The organism is Pseudomonas sp. 910_23, from assembly GCF_052850795.1.
In genome coordinates this window covers 71,335-94,255 of record NZ_VXCZ01000019.1, presented here as the reverse complement: position 1 = coordinate 94,255, position 22,921 = coordinate 71,335, and the positions used below count along the sequence as shown (strand labels likewise).

General features: G+C 64.3%; 2 protein-coding genes. Both read left to right on the top strand.

All coding sequences use genetic code 11. The features are described 5' to 3' along the window. The first annotated feature begins 15 nt into the window (after positions 1-15). Positions 16-3,348: an ACP S-malonyltransferase gene (gene fabD, locus FW800_RS21420; RefSeq protein ID WP_446438415.1), complete on the top strand. Its 3,333-nt coding sequence runs from the start codon at positions 16-18 to the stop codon at positions 3,346-3,348. Then, positions 3,345-22,919 (top strand): SDR family NAD(P)-dependent oxidoreductase, encoded by a 19,575-nt coding sequence (locus FW800_RS21415; RefSeq protein ID WP_446438414.1) that lies wholly within the window; start codon positions 3,345-3,347, stop codon positions 22,917-22,919. The genes fabD and FW800_RS21415 overlap by 4 nt, the downstream gene beginning before the upstream one ends. The last annotated feature ends 2 nt before the right edge of the window (positions 22,920-22,921 follow it).

Below are 22,921 nucleotides of genomic sequence, written 5' to 3'. Positions count from 1 at the left end.
ATAGGAGAAACCAGCGTGTCCATTGTTTTCATGTTTTCAGGACAGGGGTCGCAATACCGTCACATGGGGCGGGCGTTGTATGAGCGGCACGCCGGGTTTGGCCGGCACATGCGCGCGCTGGATGAGGTCGTGCGACAAACCGGCGGGTATTCGGTGCTGGATGGGTTGTATGGCGACCAGCCCCAGGCAGCGGCGCTGGACGACATTCTGGTGACGCACCCGGCCATCTTCATGGTCGAGTATGCGTTGGCGCAGTCGCTGATCGAGCACGGTGTATACCCCGACCATGTACTCGGCTCCAGCCTGGGAGAAGTGGCTGCGGCGGCGGTGAGTGGTGCGCTTGACGCCGAGCAGGCGTTGGGCTTTGTGGTTCGTCAGGCTCGATTATTCCATGAGCATTGCCCGGCGGGAGGGATGACCGCCGTACTGGCCGATATCGCCGTGTTCGAGCAATTGCAGGCCGACGGCATCGAGGTTGAGCTGGCGGCGATCAACTATCCGCAACATCTGGTCATCAGCGGGACAGTCTCTGCATTGGCGGCGGCGGAGATGCAGTTGGCGCGGCGCAACGTGGTGTTTCAGAGGCTTGATGTGAACCGCCCATTTCATTCTTCGCACATGGATCCATTGCGCGATGCATTCATTCAAACCAGCCAGGCATTGCAACTGCGCACACCGCGGATGGGCTACGTCTCGTCGACCCTTGGCGGCCCCGTCAGCCAGTTCGCCCCCGAGCACCTGTGGCATGTGGTGCGCTCGACACTGCAGTTGGCCCCCGCCATTGAATACCTTGAAGGCCTGGGCCCCCATGAATACCTCGACGCCGGCCCGTCCGGGTCGATGGCCAATTTCGCCAAACGCTGTCGCAGTGCCCACTCGGCATCCACCGACAGCCTCATTCTGAGTCCCTTCGATACCTCGGCACGCTCCTTCGAGCGGCGCATCACTTCTTCGGCACAGCGCGTTGTCAGCGCGGAGATCATGGCTATGAAACAAAGCAAAACGGTGTACATGTTTCCCGGGCAAGGCTCGCAGTTTCGCGGAATGGGTGAGGGCTTGTTCGAACGCTTTGCCGAACTGACGGCCTGTGCCGATCGCGTGCTGGGCTACTCGATCCGTGAGCTGTGCGAAAACGATCCGCGCAACGAACTTGGCCAGACCCGCTTCACCCAACCTGCCCTGTATGTGGTCAATGTACTGTCGTACCTGGCTCAGGCTGGCGATGCCGCGCCCCCCGACTATGTGCTCGGGCACAGCCTCGGCGAGTTCTGCGCTTTGTTTGCCGCCGGCGCCTATGACTTCGAAACCGGATTGCGCCTGGTCAAGCGGCGCGGCGAACTCATGTCCGAGGCCACCGGGGGCGGCATGTCGGCTGTGCTGAATCTGGATCTTGCGACGATCAAACAGGTGTTGCGCCAGGCTGGGAGTACACAGCTGGATTTCGCCAACTTCAATGCCCCGCAACAGACCGTATTGGCCGGACCGCTCGACGCACTGGAAAGCGTGCGTACGCAGATTGAAGACGCCTCGGGTATTTGTGTCGCGTTGAATGTCAGCGCGCCTTTCCACTCCCGCTACATGCGTGGCGCCCAAGAAGCGTTTGCGGCTGAGCTGGCCCGTGTGACCTTCAAGCCCCTGACGCTGCCGGTGATCGCCAATGTCGACGCACGCCCTTATGAGCAGGAAGCTATCGCCAGCCAGTTGGCGCGGCAAATGACGTCATCGGTGCAGTGGGTCGAAAGCATCGAGTATTTACTGCAGGCCGGCATCACCCAGTTCAAGGAGATCGGCCCCGGCAATGTATTGACCAATCTGCAAGCGAAAATCGAAAAAAACCGTTCGCCAGCCCAGCCAGTCGTGGCATCTGCCGTGGTTGCACCGCTGCCTTTGGCTGCGCGGCATGACGACGGCGTGCCGGGCCTGGCGCTGACAGCCGAGGGGTTGGGGAGCGCCGCATTCCGCCAGGCCTATAACCTGCGGTATGCCTATATGGCCGGTGGCATGTACAAGGGCATCGCGTCGGTGGAACTGGTGGTCAAGCTTGTCAACTCAGGGTATCTGGCGTTCTTCGGCGCGGGCGGCTTGAGTACCGCAGCGGTCGAACAGGCCATTGTCGAAATCGCTCAACGCACCCAACCGCGCGCTTTCGGCATGAACCTGGTCTGCAACCTGTCCAACCCCCACAAGGAAATCGAGCTGGTCGAGTTGTTCATGCGTAAAGGCGTTACGGTGATAGAAGCCGCGGCCTTCATGCAAATCACCCCGGCGCTGGCGCTGTACCGGTTGCGCGGCCTGATCAAGGTGGGTGACCGGATCGAGGCGCGCCACCGGATCGTCGCCAAAGTCTCGCGGCCGGAGGTGGCCCAGCAGTTTCTTGATCCGGCACCTGCGCGGGTGGTGGAAAAGCTGCTTGCGCAAGGGCTGGTGACGCCCGAGCAGGCGCAGTGGGCGCAGTCGGTGCCGATGGCGGACGATCTGGTCGTAGAGGCCGATTCCGGTGGGCATACCGACATGGGCGTCACCGTGGTCTTGCTGCCGACGATCATCCGTTTGCGTGACAGCCTATGCCAGGCTGCCGGGTATACCGAACGGGTACGGGTGGGGGCGGCAGGCGGCATCGGCTCACCCGAGTCTGTGGCGGCGGCCTTCATGCTGGGGGCCGACTTTGTGGTGACCGGTTCGATCAACCAATGCACGCCCGAGGCCGGTACCAGCGATGTGGTGAAGACTCTGCTGCAGGACATCAACGTGCAGGACACCGATTACGCGCCTGCCGGTGACATGTTCGAACTGGGTGCCAGGGTACAGGTACTCAAGCGCGGGGTGTTTTTCCCGGCACGGGCCAACAAACTCTACGACCTGTGGCGTCGTTACGACTCACTGGACGAGCTGGATGAAAAGACCGCCCGGCAGATTCAGGACAGTTTCTTCAAGCGTAGCTTTGATGAAGTCTTCGAAGAAACGCGTGCCTACTACAGCAAGGTTGCGCCGCAGGAAATCGACAAGGCTCTTAGCAACCCCAAGCACAAAATGGCGCTGGTGTTCCGCTGGTATTTCATTCACAGCACACGCTTGGCCATGACTGGCAGCGAGGCGCAGCGCGTTGATTACCAGGTGCATTGCGGGCCCTCGATGGGCGCGTTTAACCAATGGGTCAAGGGTACCGACCTGGAGGACTGGCGCAACCGGCACGTCGACCTCGTGGCCGAGCGGCTGATGAACGCCGCCGCCGCTTATTTGAACACCCGCTTGCGCGCCATGCTGACGCCCGCAGCGCCGGCGCAGACGGAGGGGCGGTCCGCCTACGAGGGCGCCCCCTTACGCATCGCCGGGAGTGTGCGGACATGAAGAATCGACTGTCATCCTTGATTCGTCGTCTGGCCGGGCACACGCACACTGAGGGAGGCGTCGGCGATGCCGCGGAGGCCGGCAAGCATCGTCACCCCGGTGATATCGCGATCATCGGGATGGCCTGCCGGGTACCGGGCGCGGGCGACTACCAGCAGTTTTGGGAGAACCTGGCGAACGCGCGGGACAGCGTCACGGAGATTCCGGCGAGCCGTTGGGATTGGCGAGCATTCTGGGGCGACCCCACGAGTGAAGACGATAGAAGTCACGCACGTCACGCCGGGTGCATCGATGCGGTCGATGCGTTCGACGCACGCTTCTTCGGCATCGCGCCTGCCAGTGCGCGGATCATGGACCCCCAGCAACGCATCATGCTGGAGCTGAGCTGGGCCTGCCTTGAAGACGCAGGCGTGGTGCCGTCCGCGCTGGCCGGCTCGCGCACCGGGGTGTTCGTTGCCGCGTTCAATTATGACTACAAGCAACTGCTGGAAAGCGCCGGGTTGCCCATCGATGCCCATCACTCCACGGGCAACGCAGCGGCCGTGATTGCCAACCGTATTTCGCACTTCTACGACCTTCACGGCCCCAGCGTGCTGGTGGACACCGCCTGTTCCGGTTCGCTGAGTGCCATCCATCATGCCGTGCAGTCACTGCGCCTGGGTGAAACCGAGCTGGCCCTGGCTGGCGGGGTCAACCTGCTGCTGACACCAACCCGGCATATCGCGTTTGCGAAAACCGGCATGTTGTCCCCCACGGGGGCCTGCAAGAGTTTTGATGAAGCGGCGGACGGATATGTGCGCAGCGAGGGCGCCGGTTTGCTGCTGCTCAAGCCCCTGGCCAAGGCGCTGGCGGACGGTGATCCGATCCACGGCGTGATCAAGGGCAGCGCGGTCAATCACTGTGGCAAGACCCATACGCTGACCTACCCCAGCTCTGCGGCACAGGCGCAGGTGATAGAGCAGGCGCTTGGGGATGCGCACATTCCGGCGTCGAGTGTCAGTTATATCGAAGCCCATGGCACCGGCACCCCCAAGGGTGACCCTATCGAGATCCAAGGCCTGCGCCAGGCATTTTGCCCGCAGGCAAGCGAACCGCAGACCTGTGGGGTGGGCTCGGCCAAATCCAATATCGGCCATTTGGAGGCGGCGGCGGGCGTCGCGGGGGTGATCAAGGTCTTGCTCTCGTTCAAGGCCGGGCAACTGGCTCCCCTTTGCCATTTTTCTGCACTCAGTTCGCGGATCGACCTGCAAGGCAGTCCCTTCTACCCGGTGACCCGCCTGCAGCCTTGGGAACCAGCGTCAGGGGTACGCAGGGCAGGGGTCAGTTCCTTCGGATTCGGGGGGACCAACGGTCACCTTATCCTGGAACAACCGCCCGCGTGTGCCGAGGTCGACGTGGCGGCCCGTCCCGGCTGGCTCATCGCATTATCGGCCAAGACACCGGCCAGCTTGCGCCGCCAATGCAGCGCGTTGCATGACTGGCTGCAGGGTGCCGGCGCATCTGCCAGCCTGGCGCAACTCAGCCAGGCATTGCTCACCGGCCGCGAACACCTGGCCTGCCGGCAGGCCTGGGTGGTCAGTGATCGCGACACGCTGACTGCTCAACTACTGGCTGCCTCGCAGGCCGAGGTCCAGGCACCTGAGATGGACGAGGAGGGCGCAGCGGTGCGCCAACTTGATGCCGCACGCCTGATCAAGGCACTGCCGACGCTGGCACACGAGCCGTCGGCCTACCTGGCCCACCTGCAAACGCTGGCCGAGCATTATTGCTGCGCGGTGCCGGTGAAGTTCAGCGTGCTGTTCAGTGACCAGACGCGCCGCCACCTGGGCCTGCCGAGTTACCCGTTCGCCCGTGACCGCTTCTGGTTGCCGACCGCGCCGACCGATCTGCTGGAGTACCGCCTGCAACGGCATGACCCTTCGATTGGTGACCATGTGATTGCCGACCAGCATCGGGTCGCCGGGGCTGTGACGCTGGCGGTCGCGGCTCGCGCCTGGGGGGCGCTGCCGGCGGGGGGCTGGTGCGCCAGCCAGGTGGCGTGGCTGCAGGCCCTGGACGTGCCGCTACAGGGTGCGCTGCTGCGTGTGAGCCTGCGACCAGCAAGCGCCGGGGCAACCGATTTCGAGGTGCGCGTCGAGGGCCTGGTGCATCCGTTGTGCAGCGGCACACTGGCGCCCGGCCAGACTGATGAGGTGCGGCGTGACGTGCACGCGTTGAGGCGGGCTCACCCTGACGCCTGGCTGACGCGGGAGGTGCTGTATGAGCAATTACGCAACGTCGGCATGGCATATGGGCCAACATACCGGGTTTTGCAGGACAGCCACCTGCAAGGTGATCAATCGTTGCTGGCGTTGGTCGTGGTGCCTGCGGGTGCGGCCGATGACCTGCCGTTTTCTCCCGCCGCTGTCGATGCGGCTTTTCAAGCAGCGGTGCTTTTGGCCATACGTCAATCCGGTGAGCAAGCCAGGCTGGGATTTTCGGTCGGCCAGTTGCAGCTGTCGGCTCCGTTGCCTGAGCGCTACTGGGTGCATGTCAGCGCTGCCACGACGGGCGCGCAGCAGTGCCGATTCAATATTGAATGGATCGCCGAGGACGGACGCGTTTGCGCCACGGCCAAAGATTTTGTACTCAAGGCCGCCCCAGTCCAACAAGAGCAATCGCCCAAGGCCAAGGTCCACAGCGTCGAATGGCGTGTGCTGCACCCTGTTGAAGAAGGGCATGCAGAGGCACAGCGCCGCACGTTGATTATCAGCGCCGACCCGGCACAGGCACAGGCCTGGTCAGCTGGCAGCACCCAGGCCAGCGTGCTGGCAGGCCAATCGGATTGGTCGGCAGAGCAATGGCGGGACGCGCTCGGCAATGCCGGCGCTTTCGAACGCCTGATCTGGCTGGCCCCGATCCCGAGCGGCGAAGCCTGGTCTGCACAGGCTGCCACTGCTGCGCAGGAACACGGGGTAATGGCGCTGTTCGCGCTGTGCCAGGGGCTGTTGATGCTGAAGGTGCGCGAGCACCCGCTGGAGTTGCTGGTGGTGACTCGCCAGGCACTGCAGGTGCTGCCGGGCGAGCGCCATGACCCCACGCATGCGCCCGTGCACGGTCTGGCGGGCACGCTGGCGAACGAGTGCCCAACGTGGCAGGTCCGCGTGGTGGACCTGCCCCTGGCGCCGATGGCGGCTTCACCGTCGCTTGCGCCACTGGCTGCCCTGCCGGTAGGCGCGAGCGGGGCGTGGCGCGAAGGTCAGTGGTATTGCCAGGTGCTGCGGGAGGTCAATTATTGCGCGGCGCCTCCGGTCTACCGAAAGGGTGGGTGCTACATCATCATCGGTGGTGCCGGCGGGATCGGTGTGGCCTGGACGCGACGCCTGATCGTCGATTACCAGGCTCAGGTGTACTGGATAGGCCGGCGACCTCTGGACGAAAACATCCGCGCCGACATCGAGCGTCTGGCGAGTGAAGGGCCGGCCCCGATTTACCTGCCTGCCGATGCGGGCGATCCGCAAGCGTTGCGCGAGGCTCTGGACTGGGTGCACGGCCAGCACGCCCAGGTGCATGGCGTGATCCATGCAGCCATGGTCATGCGGGGCAAGAGTGTTCAACGTATGAGCCGCGAGGAGTTCAGCCAGGTGCTGGCGGCAAAGGTCGCTACCGGCGCGGCGCTGGAGCAGGCGCTGCAACGACCGCCCTTGGATTTCCTGGTGTTTTTCTCCTCGATCAATGCCTTCGAGCGATCGCCCAATCAGAGCAACTATGCAGCCGGGTGCTGTTTCATCGATGAACTGGGCGGCTATTTGGCGCAGCGCTTGCCTTGTGCGGTCGCCGTTATCGACTGGGGTTACTGGGCGGACGCAGGCGCATTGGCCGGTTCGCCTGCGCTGCAAGTGCTACGTGAGAAAACAGGCGCCGGCTTGATCGGTTTGTCGGCGGCAATGGAGGTGGTTGACCTGGCGTTGTCCCGGCCATGGCTGCGCGTTGCAGGGACGGGGCGGGAGGCACGCACGCCGCTGGCATTGGAATGCCCGCGGCAACTGATCAGCGTGATGCCTTGCGAAACACAACGGATGGCAAACATGCTCGCGCTGTTTGCCATGGCCGTCGAAGGTCGTGGCTCGCTGCTATTGCGTGGCGGGCTGATGCTGGAGCCTTTGCAGACACTATTGTGCCAGGTGCTGTTGGTGCAATTGCAGGCAGCCGGGCTGTTCGACCAACCCACGCCGCAGACCACCCAAGCCCTGTATCAACGCTTGCAGGAACGCTCCAGCGGGACGGTAGGTGTCGATCCTCGTTGGCTGGCCCACAGCCTGCGCTGGCTGGCCGATGAGGGCTGGCTGGCCACTGATGGCGACACTTGGCGCGTGCAGCGCGTGGTGGCCGCCGAGAGTGCCTGGGCCGCCTGGGACAGTGCATTGCGCGAGGCCGAGGGCGACGCCGACCGGCGTGCCCAGGCGCAGTTGGTTGACGCCTGCCTACGCGCCTTGCCTGCGGTGCTGAGTGGGCACCTGCGTGCGACCGAGGTGATGTTCCCCGAGGGTTCCATGGCGCGGGTCGAGGGCATCTACAAGCACAATGCGGTGTCCGACTATTTCAACGAGGTGATCACCCAGGCGGTGCTGGCGCGGGTCCGCGCCGGTCACCAGGCCGGGGCGGCACCGGTGCGCATCCTTGAGATCGGCGCCGGCACCGGCGGCACCAGTGCAAGGGTGCTGCAGGGCCTGGATAGCTTGGGTGTCGAGGTGGGGCAGTACGCCTACACCGACCTGTCGCGGGCGTTTTTGATGCACGCTCAGACGGCTTATGGCGAGGGGCGGTCTTACCTGGACTACCGCATCCTGGATGTGGAGAAAGACCTGGTGCAGCAGGGCCTGGAACTGGGCAGCTATGATGTGGTGATCGCGACCAATGTCCTGCATGCCACCGCCGATATTCGTCAAGTGGTCGAGCACGCCAAGGCAGCGCTGAAGACGGATGGCTGGTTGTTGTTGAACGAGCTGAGCCAGGCGTCACTGTTCAGTCACCTGACCTTCGGCCTGCTGGAGGGCTGGTGGCGTTATCGCGACGAGGCGTTGCGGCTGCCGGGTACGCCGGGCTTGTCCAGTGAGCGCTGGCAGCAGGTGCTGGAAGAGGCGGGTTATCGCGGGGTGATGTTCCCGTGCCAGGCGTTTCATGGGCTGGGACAGCAAGTGGTGATGGCGCGCAGTGATGGAGTGGTGCGCCATGCCCGGGAACCGCAGGCAACGCCTGCACCTGCACCTTCGGCCGAGAGTCACGCGCCAGCGTCAGCGCCTGCCAGGCGCGCCGAGGATGGGCGGCCCCTGCTGCTGGCATCGGTACACGAATTGGTCGCCAGCAGCCTGCAATTTGAACTGGGCGACATTCGCGACGATGAACCGTTCGCCGATTACGGCGTGGACTCAATCACTGGCGTGGCGCTGGTTCGCCAGCTGAATGCACGCCTGGCAATTGACCTGCATACGACGTGCCTCTTCGATTACCCGAGTATCAACCGGCTCGTCGACTACATGCTGGGCCAATACCCGCAGTTCGCAACGCCTGCAACCGAGCCTACGGACGCCTTGCCGGTAACCCCACCGACTGGCGAGCCGGCACAGCCAGCGGTTGATGACCAAGCCATTGCCATTGTCGGTATCAGTGGACGGTTCCCGCAGTCCCGAGATCTGGATGCCTTCTGGGAGCACCTGGCGGCTGGTGCCGACCTGGTCAGTACCGTGCAACGTTGGGACCCTCGGCATTGCTATGCCGGCGCAGACCAGGGCTGCGACCGCGGTGGCTTCATTGAGAGGATCGATGAGTTTGATCCACTGTTTTTCAATATTTCGCCTCTTGAGGCGACCTATATGGACCCTCAGCAACGCCTGTTCCTGCAGGAAGCCTGGAACGCGCTGGCCGATGCCGGGTGCCTGGGCGAACAGCGCCGCGCCGAGGTGAGTGTCTACGTCGGGTGCGAACAGGGCGACTATGACCAGCTGTTCGATGACATGCCGCCACCCCAGTCGTTCTGGGGCAATGCCCCCTCGATCGTGCCGGCACGCATAGCCTACTACCTGGACTTGCAAGGGCCGGCCATCACCGTCGATACCGCTTGCTCCAGCGCGCTGGTGGCCATCCACATGGCCTGCCAGAGCCTGCTTGCCGGCGATACAAAGGTGGCCTTGGCGGGTGGGGTTTTCATTCAGTCCACACCTGCGTTTTACCAAAAGGCCAACCGGGCAAGCATGCTGTCGCTCACTGGCGCCTGCCATACCTTCGACAGCCGGGCGGACGGCTTCGTCCCTGGCGAAGGGGCAGGCGCGGTGGTGCTCAAACGCCTCGCCGATGCCCTGGCTGATCGCGATCACATCCATGGGTTGATCCGCGGTTCAGGTATCAATCAGGACGGCGCCAGCAATGGCATTACTGCACCGAGCGCGTTGTCCCAGCAGCGTCTGCATGAGTCGGTCTATGCACGCTATGGCATTGACCCGGCCACCGTGCAGTTGGTCGAAGCCCATGGCACCGGGACGCGCCTGGGTGACCCGATCGAATTCCAGGCGCTCAAGGGGGCGTTCTCCCGTTATACCCAGCGCAAGGGTTACTGCGCGATCGGTTCGGTGAAGTCGAACATGGGGCACGCCGCCACCGCCGCCGCCATGGCAGGACTGTTCAAGGTCCTGTTGGCGATGCGGCATCGGCAACTGCCGCCGTCCTTGCATTTCCAACACACCAACCCGGCCATCGATTTCGCCGACAGCCCCTTTTTCCTCAATCAGCACCTGGGCGATTGGCCCGCGATTGACGGGGCCCCGCGCCGCGCCGCGATCAGTTCTTTCGGGTTCAGCGGCACCAATGCCCATATGGTCCTGGAGCAGCCACCCCTGCGCGTCCACCAGGCCAGTCTGGTGCCGGCGGTACTGATCGTGCTCGATGCACGCACCCGCGAACAACTGCACCAGCGCATGGCGGACCTGTTGGCGTTATGTGAGCGGGACGCGTCATTCGCCGTCGTAGACATGAGCTACAGCCTGCTCACCGGGCGCCAGCGTTTCGAGCAGCGTTTCCATGTTGTGGTCGCGGATCGCGCCGAATTGATCGCTGCGCTGCGCAGAGGCATGCCGGCTGACACGGCCGATCTGGCCGAAGCACACCAGCGCCGATTGCAAGGCTTGTCTGCTCGCGCCACGGGTCAGTCTCTGTACTACTTGCAGCAGTTGGCTGTATTTGCCGATGCCTGGGCAGCCGGCCAGGCAGTGGACTTCGCACCGCTGTTCGACGCCCTGGATTGCCAGCGCATGCCCCTGCCGGGCTACCCCTTTGCTCGGGAGCGTTATTGGGTAGTGGAGGCGATGCCCGCCCAGGACAAGGCTACCCATCCGCTGTCGGCCGCCATGATGCCCAATGACGGGGCGGCCATGGTCTTGCGCCTGGAGGGTGACGAATACTTCCTTGATCAACACCGCATCAACGGCGAGCCGGTGGTGCCCGGGGTGGCTTTTCTGGAGGTGCTCGCCCTTGCACGTGCTGCACATACACCTTTGACACCACTGAGCCTGATCAACCTGGTATGGCAGGCACCCTTGCGCGTGGTCTCGGAGCCCGTCGAGGTACGGGTGACACTCGATGTTCAGAGCCGACACACAGGGCTTGGCGGTGTTGAGGTCCACTCCGGGCACCCTGCGCAGGTGCACTGCGCCGGCCACTACGCTGCGCCGGCCACCGCACCCGCTGCGCTTGATCTGGCCGCCCTGCGTGAGGCCTGCCGAACGGCACCTCATTCAGCACATGACTGTTACCGGCACTTCACTGGCCTGGGGGTGGATTACGGGGTGAATTTTCGCTGCCTGGTGGAGTACGCCGCCAGCGCCGATATCGACCATCCGCAGCAACTGTTGGTGCGCTTGGCGCGCAACCCCGGTGCGACCCCCAACACCGGCTGGCTGCTCGAACCAGGCCTGACTGATTCGGCGCTGCAGGCCGCCGCCCACTGGCTGGCGCGCGATTGGCCGGAGCCGCGGGCGCTGGTGCCGTTTTCCCTGGAGCGCCTGGATGTGTTCAGTGCCGCTGAACCGGTATGGGCGTATGCAGTGCGCCGCCAGGCGGCAGGTTGGGCGAGCGTTCCGGCCGTGGATATTCAACTGGCCGATGCCAACGGCACGATCTGTGCGCAATTGCAGGGGTTGAGTTTTCGCGCCCTACCGCCACCGCAGCATCCCGGCGGTACTTCGCTGGATGCCGGGGAGAGCACCCTGTGGACGGGGGACTGGCAGCCTCGCGAGGCCACCATGGCGTTACCTGATTCTGTTGGAGAGCGCCTGTTGATGGTGGCCGCCGCGCCGCAGCGACTGTTGATGGAGCAGGCGCTGCACGGCTTGCCCTGGCATTCGCTGGTGGAGAGTGAATGGCCTGTGGGCGAGGGCTATACCCAGGCCGCGATTTCGTTGATCACACACTTGCAGGCGCACCTGCGCAAGGCTGACGGCCGGCCGTTGCACGTGCAACTGCTGGTGGAGCCACATGGGCCTTGGGCACTTTTCGAAGGCCTGGCGGCTATTCTCGAAACGGCGGCATTGGAGAACCCGGCGCTGACGGTCCAGTGCCTGCTGGTGGAGATCCAGGCGCCATCGGCGTCGCTTGTGAATGTCGTGAATCAGGCGCTGGCCCTGGGCGATCCACGCTTACGCTGGTGTGACGGGCAGTGGCAGAGCTTTGTCTGGCGCCAGTTGCCGAGCGGCCCCGGTGTTGTGCCCTGGAAGGCGACCGGGGTCTATTTGATTACCGGGGGCGCAGGCGGCATGGGCCAGGTGCTGGCCGAAGAGATTTTCCGCCATGCACCCGGGGCGACCCTGGTGCTGGCCACGCATCGGCCAACAACGCTAGAGGGCTTGGCGCACTTACACCCCGCATTCAATCGCTTGCGTGAGCGTGGGGCGCGGGTCGAAGTGGTCACCCTGGAGGTCAGCGATTGGCTGGCCACCCAGGCCCTGGTCGAACGGATCCTTGAGCGTTATGGGCGGCTGGATGGCGTGGTGCATAACGCGGGGGTGACACGCGACGCTTACCTGTTGCAAAAGACCGCCGAAGACGTGCGCGAGGTGTTTGCGCCCAAGGTCCAGGGCGTGTTGAACCTCGATGCGGCCACCGCTGAGGTGGCGCTCGATTTCTTCCTGGTGTCTTCGTCCATCAGCGCGCAGTTGGGCAATGTCGGTCAAGCCGACTACGCAGCGGCCAACTGCTTTATGGATGGGGTCGTGCGCGCGCGCCAACGTCAAGCCGAGCAGGGCCTGCGACACGGCCTGAGCATGGCTGTGGATTGGGGATATTGGGCCGACGGCGGCATGCGTATCGATGCGTTGTCCCTGGGCTTGCTCAAGCAGGCCTGGGGCCTTCTGCCTATGCCACGCGACGCCGGGTTGCACGCGCTTTATCAGGCGTTCAAGCACCGCCAGGCGAACACGCTGGTGCACTACGGCGTTGCATCGCGTGTGCGGCGTCTGCTGACGCCGACGACGCATCGTGTCGAGCCGCTCGAGCAGTGGCTGCTGGCCAACGTGGCAGCGCTGACCGGCGTGCCCGTAGCTGACATTGACCTGCAGCAGCCGTTTGCCGATTACGGCTTCGACCTGCCTATGCGCCAGGCCCTGGTGCAGCGCCTGAGCGAGACACGTGACCTGGCAGGGCAGGGCGCCCGCCTTTTGCGCTGCGAATGCCTCCAGGCTTTGCTCGACCATATCGTGCAGCCGCCTCTTACCGATTTGACGGAGAAGACTCCCGCCATGGATACATGCGACGACAGCCAGACCCGACACGCCAGGGATTTCATTATCGGACTGCTCAGGACCGTGTTGGTGACCGTGACCCGGGTCAGCCCGGCCCAGCTCCAGGATGACCGGCATTTCGAACACTACGGCATTGACTCGCTGATGGTCATCCAGATGACCGCCGAGTTGGAAAAGTCCTTTGGCTCCTTATCCAAGACCTTGTTCTTTGAACACAGCTCGATCAAAGAGCTGGCCGATTACTTTACGCGCAGGCATGCCGAGCGGCTCGGCGAACTGGCCGGTAGTGGGCCCGTGGCTCCGGCTCCTACGGTCGCCGAGTCGACGCCCGTGGCGCCCGTGAACGCACTGCCGGACGCCTCGCTCGCGCAGCCGATCGCCATTGTCGGCCTCAGCGGCCGCTACCCCAAGGCTGAGGACTTGCAGGCATTCTGGCGTAACCTGGCCGAGGGTGTCGATTGTGTCACTGAAGTGCCGGCCGAACGTTGGAGCCTGGGCGACCTGGCGCAACCGGGACGCTTGCCCGGCGGTAAGACCCTGAGTCGGTGGGGAGGCTTCCTGGATGACGTGGACAAGTTCGACCCGCTGTTTTTCAACATCTCACCCCACGACGCCGAATACATGGACCCTCAGGAGCGTGTGTTCCTGGAGTGCGCCTACGCGACCTTTGAGGATGCCGGCATGGCCTTGGGCCTGCGTAGCCCCGGTGCATTGCGGCGCACCGGTGTCTATGTAGGGGTCATGTACCAGGAGTACCAACTGTTCGGTGCCGAGCAAACCTTGCTGGGGCGCCCTATGGCGTTGTCCGGCAGCAGTGCGTCGATCGCCAACCGGGTGTCCTGGAGCCTGGGGCTCAGTGGTCCCAGCCTGGCTGTGGATTCGATGTGTTCGGCGTCGCTGACGGCGATCCATCTGGCGTGCCAGGGCATTCGCAGCGGTGACTGCGACGTGGCACTGGCAGGCGGCGTCAACGTCAGCGTGCACCCCAACAAATACTTGGGCCTGGCCCAGGGGAATTTTGCCTCCAGCCAGGGGCGCTGCCAGAGTTTCGGTGAGGGCGGCGATGGGTATGTGCCGGCCGAGGGGGTCGGTGCGGTCTTGCTCAAGTCCTTGAGCCAGGCGGTGGCCGATGGCGATCGTATCTACGGCGTGATACGTGGCAGCCAGATTAACCATGGTGGCAAGGCCAATGGATTCACCGTACCCAACCCCAATGCCCAAGCCGATGTGATCACCCAGGCGTTGGCCGCCGCCGGCGTAGACGCCGCCGATGTGGGCTATGTCGAGGCCCATGGGACTGGTACGGCCCTGGGCGATCCTATCGAACTGGCGGGCCTGGCCAAGGCTTACCGGCACTACACCGACCAGACAGCGTTCTGCGCGTTGGGCTCGGTCAAATCCAACCTCGGTCATTGCGAAAGCGCTGCCGGCATCGCCGGCCTGACCAAAGTCCTGTTGCAAATGCAAAAGGGCCAGTTGGTGCCTTCGCTGCACAGTGAGGTACTCAACCCGGCCATCGATTTTGCCCAGTCACCCTTCGTAGTCCAGCGCCACTTGGCGCCCTGGCCGCGACGGGTGCGCCGCGTAGAGGGCGTCACCGAGGAGCGCCCACGCCTGGCCGGGTTATCGTCCTTCGGCGCCGGCGGTTCGAATGCACACTTGATCATCGAGGAATACCTGGCGCCGACGCAGCCTGAGTCGCAAAGCCGGCAGCCACTGCCGGTGGCCGTTCTGTTGAGCGGCGCCAACGCCGAGCGCCTGCAAGCCTCGGCCCGGCGCCTCCTGGCATTTTGCGCCGCGCCAGAAGCGCACGACCTGTCCCTGCACGACCTGGCCTATACCCTGCAAACCGGTCGAGAAGCGCTCAACGCGCGGCTGGGGTTCCTGGCACATTCTATCGACGATGTGCAGGCGTGTTTGCGCGAGTATCTGCAAGGGGCGCTGACATCCGGGCGTGTGCAGGTCGGGTCGGCCCGGCAGGATGAGAACCCGCTGGTTCGGCTGTTGGGCGAAGACGATCTGTCGGCCATGGTTGCGCAATGGGCGGCCACCGGGCAGCAGGACAAACTGTTGGCACTGTGGGTCAGCGGCGGCGATATCGACTGGCAGGCGCTGTTGCCCGGACGCTGGGGCAGGATCATTTCCTTGCCAGGCTATCCGTTTGCCCGCGAACGCTTTTGGTACACGGGGATCAATTCCGATATCGGCCAGCAGCACCCTCGCAGCCCCGGTGTGCAAGCGGCACCGCTCAGCGTGCTCAACTGTTCCGACCTGACGGGCCTGGGCTTTACCTGCCAGGTCAGTGGGCGAGACAGCTTTCTCGCCGATCATCACGTCCAAGGCAAGGCCATGATGGCGGGCTCCGCGTTTCTGGAACTGGCGCGAAAAGCAGCAGTAGCGGTGGCCACGCCTGACCAGCAGGGCGCCTTGGTGCGCCTGAGCGATGTGGTGTGGTTGGCACCCCTGGTGCTGGAAGACGGCGATGCACAACTGCGGGTACGCCTGTTTCCCGATGACACCGCACGTGTGCGTTTTGAGATCGCCACGAGCGGCGCCCAGGCACAGGCGCTCAACGTACGAGGTGTCATTGAACAGGTGCCCATGCCGGCCCGTCCCCAGGTGGACCTACCCGCCTTGCTCGCGCGGCTACGCAGCAGCGCCGACTTCCATGAGCGTAACCCCGGACAGCTCTACGACGCCTATGCAGGCCTGGGCATCGATTATGGCGCAACGCACCGTTGCCTCAGCGCGGTGTATGTTGGCGACGGGCACGCCCTGGCCCTGATCGAGTGGCCTGCAGCGCAGCCGTTCGAGGCGAGTTACGGCCTGCACCCGTCAATGTTGGATGCGGCGCTGCAAGCGACGCGCGTATTGAGCGACGAAAGCGCACTACTGCAAGTGCCTTTCGCCCTGGACCAGTTGCAGGTGTTTGCTGCGTGTGAACCGCGCATGTGGGTACAGGTTAACCGCGACCCACAGCGCGAGAGTTATGACCTTGAGTTGTTCGATGAGCTCGGCTGGTTGTGCGCCAGCCTGCGCGGCCTGAAGGTTCGACAGTGGGCGCCGCCCGGTAATGGGGGGCTTGTCGAGGGGGACGAAGAGGTCGGGCTGCCGGCTGGCGAGCTGCTACTGGTGCCGCAGTGGAGCCCGTTGGCCATGCAGGCCGTCACTGCCTCGCCGACGGCCACACTGGTCATCGGTGCCGATGCTTCGCAACTGCGCAGCCTGGAGGGCGCGCAGGGGCCGTTGCTCAGTTGTGCGTCGGTACCCTCGGACAGTGTCGAGCAGTGGGTGACGCGGTTCCAGGGGTTGCCGGCCTTCGACCGCCTGGTGCTAGTCATCCCACCGAGTGCCGCCCGGCACGCGGGCGATGAATGCCTGATCGATGAACAGCACGCGTGCGCCCTGGAGCAGCTGCGTATCGTGCAAGCGTTGCTGCGTTGCGGGTTTGACAAGCGTGCGCTGCATTATGTGGTGGTGACTCGCGACGCTTGGACGCCCCATGACGCCCAACCCGTACACGCCGCCGTCCACGGCCTGGCGGGCAGTCTCGCCAAGGAGATGCCGCATTGGACGGTACAGGCCGTAGACCTGGCGCATCAGGAGCGTCTGGCCCCCACACATTTGGCGGTGATGCCCGTTGACCCTGCGCATACCTCGCGGCGCCTGCGCGATGGCGTCTGGGAGGGCCGGCAGTTGCTGCTTCATCGGCCGCAGGCGTCCGCGCAGCCGGCTTATCGCAGCAACGGCGTGTATGTGGTGATTGGCGGCAGTGGCGGCATCGGCCAGGTGTGGACCGAAAGCGTGGCTCGCGAGCATGCCGCCCAGGTGGTCTGGTTGGGGCGCCGGGCATTGGATGCTTCCATTCAGGCAGCCCTTGATCAGGTCGCGCTGCACGGCCCACGTCCGTTTTACATGAGCGTCGACGCCACAGATGCCGGGCAGTTGCAACAAGCCTGCGAGCAGATCCTGAGCCGCTTCGGCCGTATCGATGGCCTGGTGCATTCAGCCATCGTGCTGGACGACCGCAGCCTGGCGAATATGAGCGAAGACCAACTGCGGCGCAGTTTGCAGGCCAAAGTCGATATCAGTGTACGCATGGCCCAGGTGTTCGGTGGCCAGGCACTGGATTTCGTGTTGTTCTTTTCGTCCTTGATCGCCTTCACGCGTAATGCCGGGCAAGCCAACTACGCGATGGGGTGCGTGTTCAAAGATGCCCTGGCGCGGCGCTGGGGAAGCAGCGGGTCGGTACCGGTCAAAACGTTGAACTGGGGCTATTGGGGGAGCATCGGCGTGGTGTCGTCAGCGGCCTACCGGCAACGCATGGAGCGTGAAGGCATTGGCTCCATCGAGCCGCGTGAGGCCATGCAGGCGGTGCGCACGTTGCTGGCCAGCCCACTGGACCAGATGGCATTCATCAAGACGTTGCGGCCGATCACCCTGGACGGCAATGCCGAGGCCGAGCAGTGGGTCAGCCAGGCAATGGTAGCCAACGGGCCTTTGCACATTGAGGCTGATGTGGCGCAGTGGGTAGCTGCCGATGGTGCGCACGCTGCGGCCTTGCAAGACAAATACCGCCGCGACGCACAGCGCGAACGACTGCCGCAATGCCAGGTACTTTTGGTGCAATTGCAGGCAGCCGGGCTGTTCGACCAACCCACACCGCAGACCACCCAAGCCCTGTATCAACGCTTGCAGGAACGCTCCAGCGGGACGGTAGGTGTCGATCCTCGTTGGCTGGCCCACAGCCTGCGCTGGCTGGCCGATGAGGGCTGGCTGGCCACTGATGGCGACACTTGGCGCGTGCAGCGCGTGGTGGCCGCCGAGAGTGCCTGGGCCGCCTGGGACAGTGCGTTGCGCGAGGCCGAGGGCGACGCCGACCGGCGTGCCCAGGCGCAGTTGGTTGACGCCTGCCTGCGCGCCTTGCCTGCGGTGTTGAGTGGGCACCTGCGTGCGACCGAGGTGATGTTCCCCGAGGGTTCCATGGCGCGGGTCGAGGGCATCTACAAGCACAATGCGGTGTCCGACTATTTCAACGAGGTGATCACCCAGGCGGTGCTGGCGCGGGTACGCGCCGGTCACCAGGCCGGGGCGGCACCGGTGCGCATCCTTGAGATCGGCGCCGGCACCGGCGGCACCAGTGCAAGGGTGCTGCAGGGCCTGGATAGCTTGGGTGTCGAGGTGGGGCAGTACGCCTACACCGACCTGTCGCGGGCGTTTTTGATGCACGCCCAGACGGCTTATGGCGAGGGGCGGTCTTACCTGGATTACCGCATCCTGGATGTGGAGAAAGACCTGGTGCAGCAGGGCCTGGAACTGGGCAGCTATGATGTGGTGATCGCGACCAATGTCCTGCATGCCACCGCCGATATTCGCCAAGTGGTCGAGCACGCCAAGGCAGCGCTGAAGACGGATGGCTGGTTGTTGTTGAATGAGCTGAGCCAGGCGTCACTGTTCAGTCACCTGACCTTCGGCCTGCTGGAGGGCTGGTGGCGTTATCGCGACGAGGCGTTGCGGCTGCCGGGTACGCCGGGCTTGTCCAGTGAGCGCTGGCAGCAGGTGCTGGAAGAGGCGGGTTATCGCGGGGTGATGTTCCCGTGCCAGGCGTTTCATGGGCTGGGCCAGCAAGTGGTGATGGCGCGCAGCAACGGGGTCGTGCAGGTGCCTCGGCGTGTCAGCCAACCAGCGGCGCCGAAGGTGGCTTTGGCCGCCCAGCCTGCTGCTGCGCCGCAACACGGCGTGGCGGCACCGGTACCGGCCGCGGCCGCGGCCGCGGATCAATTTACCCAGGTGCGCCAGGAAGTCATGGCCAGTGTGGCCAAGGCATTGAAGGTCGCCCTGGAGGTGATCGATCCACAGGAGTCATTCTCCGATTACGGGCTTGACTCGATCACCGGCGTCAACCTGGTACGGGTATTGAATGAGCGCCTGGGTATCGACCTGGGCACTACGGCACTCTTCGACTTTTCTACCGCCACGCGTCTGGCCCGGCATATTGTCGAGCAACATGGCGCGCACTTACCGCAGCCCGCGGTGACACGTGCGGCAGCCGCACCGGTCGCGCCCTTGGCCGTTGCAGTGCCGACGGCGTCCTCGCCTGCCGCCGCCCCGGCGCCAAGGGTTCAGTCGCCCGAGTCCTTCGTGCGAGAACCCATTGCCATCATTGGTATGAGCGGCCGCTTTCCCGGCGCCGAATCCCTCGATCAATTATGGGAACATCTGGCCCAAGGCCGCGACCTGACCACCCCGGTCGAGCGCTGGGACCTGCGCAGCTCCCAAGCCGATGTGTCAGGAAAGGGCCTGTGCCAGCGCGGTGGCCTGTTATCCCGGATCGATGAGTTCGACGCGTCGTTCTTTAACATCTCTGGCCTTGAAGCCACTTGCATGGATCCGCAGCAGCGGCTGTTCCTCGAGCAGGCCTGGACGGCACTGGAAGATGCCGGCTACGTAGGGCAGGCGACTGAGGGGCAACCGGTGGGGGTTTATGTAGGCGCCAGTGCCAGCGACTATCGCAGCCTGTTCGCTGAAGCTGCGCCCGCGCAAGCCTTCTGGGGCAACGCCAGCTCGATCATTCCTGCACGTATCGCCTACCATCTGGATTTACAGGGCCCGGCCATTGCCGTGGATACCGCCTGTTCCAGTTCGCTCGTCGCGATCCACCTGGCATGCCAGGCGCTCTGGACCGAGGAGATCGGCATGGCCCTGGCCGGCGGTGTGTTCGTGCAGTCAACCGCCGGGTTTTATCAGGCGGCGCAAACCGCCGGCATGCTCTCGCCCAGCGGGCATTGTCACGCGTTCGATGCGCGTGCCGACGGTTTCGTCCCCGCCGAAGGCGTCGGTGTGCTGATCCTCAAGCGCCTTCGCCAGGCGCAGGCGGATGGCGATTATATTCATGGCGTGATCAGTGGTATTGGCAGTAACCAGGATGGCGCCAGCAATGGCATCACTGCGCCGAGCGCGCAATCCCAGGAGCGGCTGATTCGCCAGGTGCACCGTGACTTCGCGATTGAGCCGGGTACGATTTCGATGGTGGAGGCCCATGGGACGGGTACACCGCTTGGCGACCCGATCGAATTCGAAGGCTTGACGCGAGCGTTCGCCCGACCTGGGCAGCAGGCAGGCTACTGTGCCCTGGGGTCGATCAAATCCAACCTTGGGCATTGTGTGACTGCGGCCGGAGTCGCCGGTGTGCTGAAGGTGGCGCTGGCGCTGCGCCACGGCCAGTTGCCTCCGGCAGCGGGTTTCACCCAGGCCAATGCGGCCATCGCCGTTCAGGGCAGCCCCTTTTATGTGCCGGATCAACTGCGTCCCTGGGCCACACTCGACGGTGTGCCACGGCGTGCCTCGGTCAGCTCCTTCGGGTTCAGCGGTACCAACGCTCACCTGGTGATGGAGCAGGCGCCGCTTCCACAACAGCGCGGCGCGTCCGGGGCCGGGCCCTGGCTGGTAGTGCTGTCGGCGCGCTCCGCGCAGCAATTGCGCGAGCAGGCGAGCAATCTGGCTGCCCACTGTGTGGCCGTGCAACGGTTGGACATGGCAGCGATGGCCTATACGCTGATGGCGGGGCGCAAGCACCACGAATGGCGCCTGGCCATGGTCACCCATGACGCCGGGCAATTGCAGCAAAGTCTTGAAGGCTGGTTGCAGGGGCGCGACGAGGCGACGGTGCACAGCGGGCATTGGGACGTACGCCGTTTCGTTGAACAACAGGAGGTGCTGCAGGCGGCCCGCGAGTGCCTGATTCGTCTGATGGGCAATCGCGATCAATCGACACGTGGCGAGGCATTGACCTCCCTGGCGCAAGCGTTTGTACAAGGTTATGAGCTGGATTATTCCAGCCTGTTCATGGCCGATGAGCGGCGTCGCGTGCCGTTGCCAACCTATCCGTTCTTGCGTCAGTCCTATTGGGTATCGGCGCCCGAGGTCGAGGAGCCGACGGCGGTACCGGCAGAGGAGGTGGCGGGCCAGTGGTTGTTCTGCGCGGAGCAATGGCGGGCTCACGACCTGCCGAGCAACTTTGACTGGGCAGCAAGCATCAAGGCCAGGTCTGGCGCGCGCGTGGCGGTGGTCACCCGTGAACAAGCGCGTTTCGATGCCTTCAGCCAACTGCTCTGCACGCTGTGGGCGCAGGCAGGGAGCCCGCCGCCGTCCGTCCAGCGCCTGCTGCCGGATGCACTGCCGGCTCGGGGGGCGTTACCCGAGGTGATCTTCTTCATCGGTGAGAACTCCAGCGACGGGAGGGCGTCGCCACCCGGAGGGTTGGACGCGATCAAGCAAGTGTTGGAGGTCAGCCGGCATCTGATGGCGACCGATTGGGAGCATGCCGTGGAGTGCTTCCACGTGTATCGCGCAAGCGGCTCCGGCAGCGACTGTGACGCCCAGGCAATCAGCGGTTTTGCGGCTTCCGCGAGCCTGGAGAATGCTCGGCACGGCTGGACGTTATTGGAATGTGACGCCGTGGCCGGCCCCGCCAGCGATTTACAGTTGATTGTGCGTGAATGGCTGGCCGCCGACCGTCAGGGCAGTGCGCCAGCCGTGGTCAAGTACCAGGGTACCCAGCGTTTGCGCCGGCTATTGGTTCAGCGTGAGGCGGCTGAGGCGCAAGCCCCGCGCTTTCGCCGCGATGGCCATTACCTGGTAGTGGGCGGGCTGGGGCCGGTGGGCGAGTTGTTGTGCCAGGAACTGGCGGGCACCTTCCAGGCGCGCCTGAGCATCGTCTCGCGCTCGGTGCCGAACGCCGAGCAACAGGCTCGCTGCGATGTGCTGCGCGCATTGGGCGCCACGGTCGATTACAGCAGCGTCGACATCACTGACCTGCCGGCGCTGCAACAGGTGGTCGAGCGTCGCGTGCAGGCGGCCGGGCCTTTGCAGGGTGTGATTCACTTGGCGCGGCTAGTGGATGACGGCTTGATTGTGGCCAAGCAGTGGGAGGCGTTCGAACGCTCGATTGGGGCCAAGGTCAAGGGCACGATAAACCTGGATCTGGCCACTGCCGATCAACCCCTGGCGTTTTTCACCGTGTTTTCGTCCATGGCGGCCTATGGCATCCGTGGTTCAGCCGATTACGGGTATGCCGCCGCGTTCCAGAATGCTTTCGTGCGCTACCGTCAGACGCTTGAGCGCCAGGGCAAGCGTCATGGCGTATCGAGTGCTTGCACCTGGGGTGCCTGGTGCGTGGATCGATACATGCCGGCCAATCGCCCGGCGCATTTGCAGGCCCTTGGGTTAGGGCTGATCGACATGCAGTCGGCGTTCGAGTACCTGCATACCGGCGCCGAACCGGGTGTGGTCGGCGCGATGAAAGTGCTCGATCCGGCCCTGGCCTGTCGCGGTCTGGGCATCGAACCTTTACCCGCGTCGAGTGTGCCGCCGGCTGGCGATGCCATCGGCTTGCACGCCCAACTGCACGCCTGGGAACAGGCGTGCGAGGCCGGGGCAACGCCGGATGCCGCGCAATGGTGCAAAGTGCTCAGCCGCTTTGAACTCGACGCTCTGGATGAGGCGACCATTGACCGTCTCGACCGCTTGTTCTTCCCCAGCGCACCCCGGCCGGCAACGGTCGGCGCGGGTGCACTGCTTGAGCAAGTGCGCGAAGTGATTGAGCGGGTGCTGGTGGTTGATGAGCCTGACCTGGACACCGCGTTTTCCCGGTATGGCATGGACTCGGTGGGCGCCATGCAGGTGTCTTCGGCATTGAGCCGGGCCTTGGGTTGGCTGGTGGAGCCGCGCTGGCTGGTACAGCACGCCACCATTCGTGCCCTGGCCGAATTCCTGCAAAGCCGGAACGAGGCCGCCACCCAATGACC

What these genes read in the sequence shown, in the direction of transcription:
- FW800_RS21415 (WP_446438414.1), top strand. Translation starts at nt 3,345, where the DNA reads ATGAAGAATCGACTGTCATCCTTGATTCGTCGTCTGGCCGGGCACACG.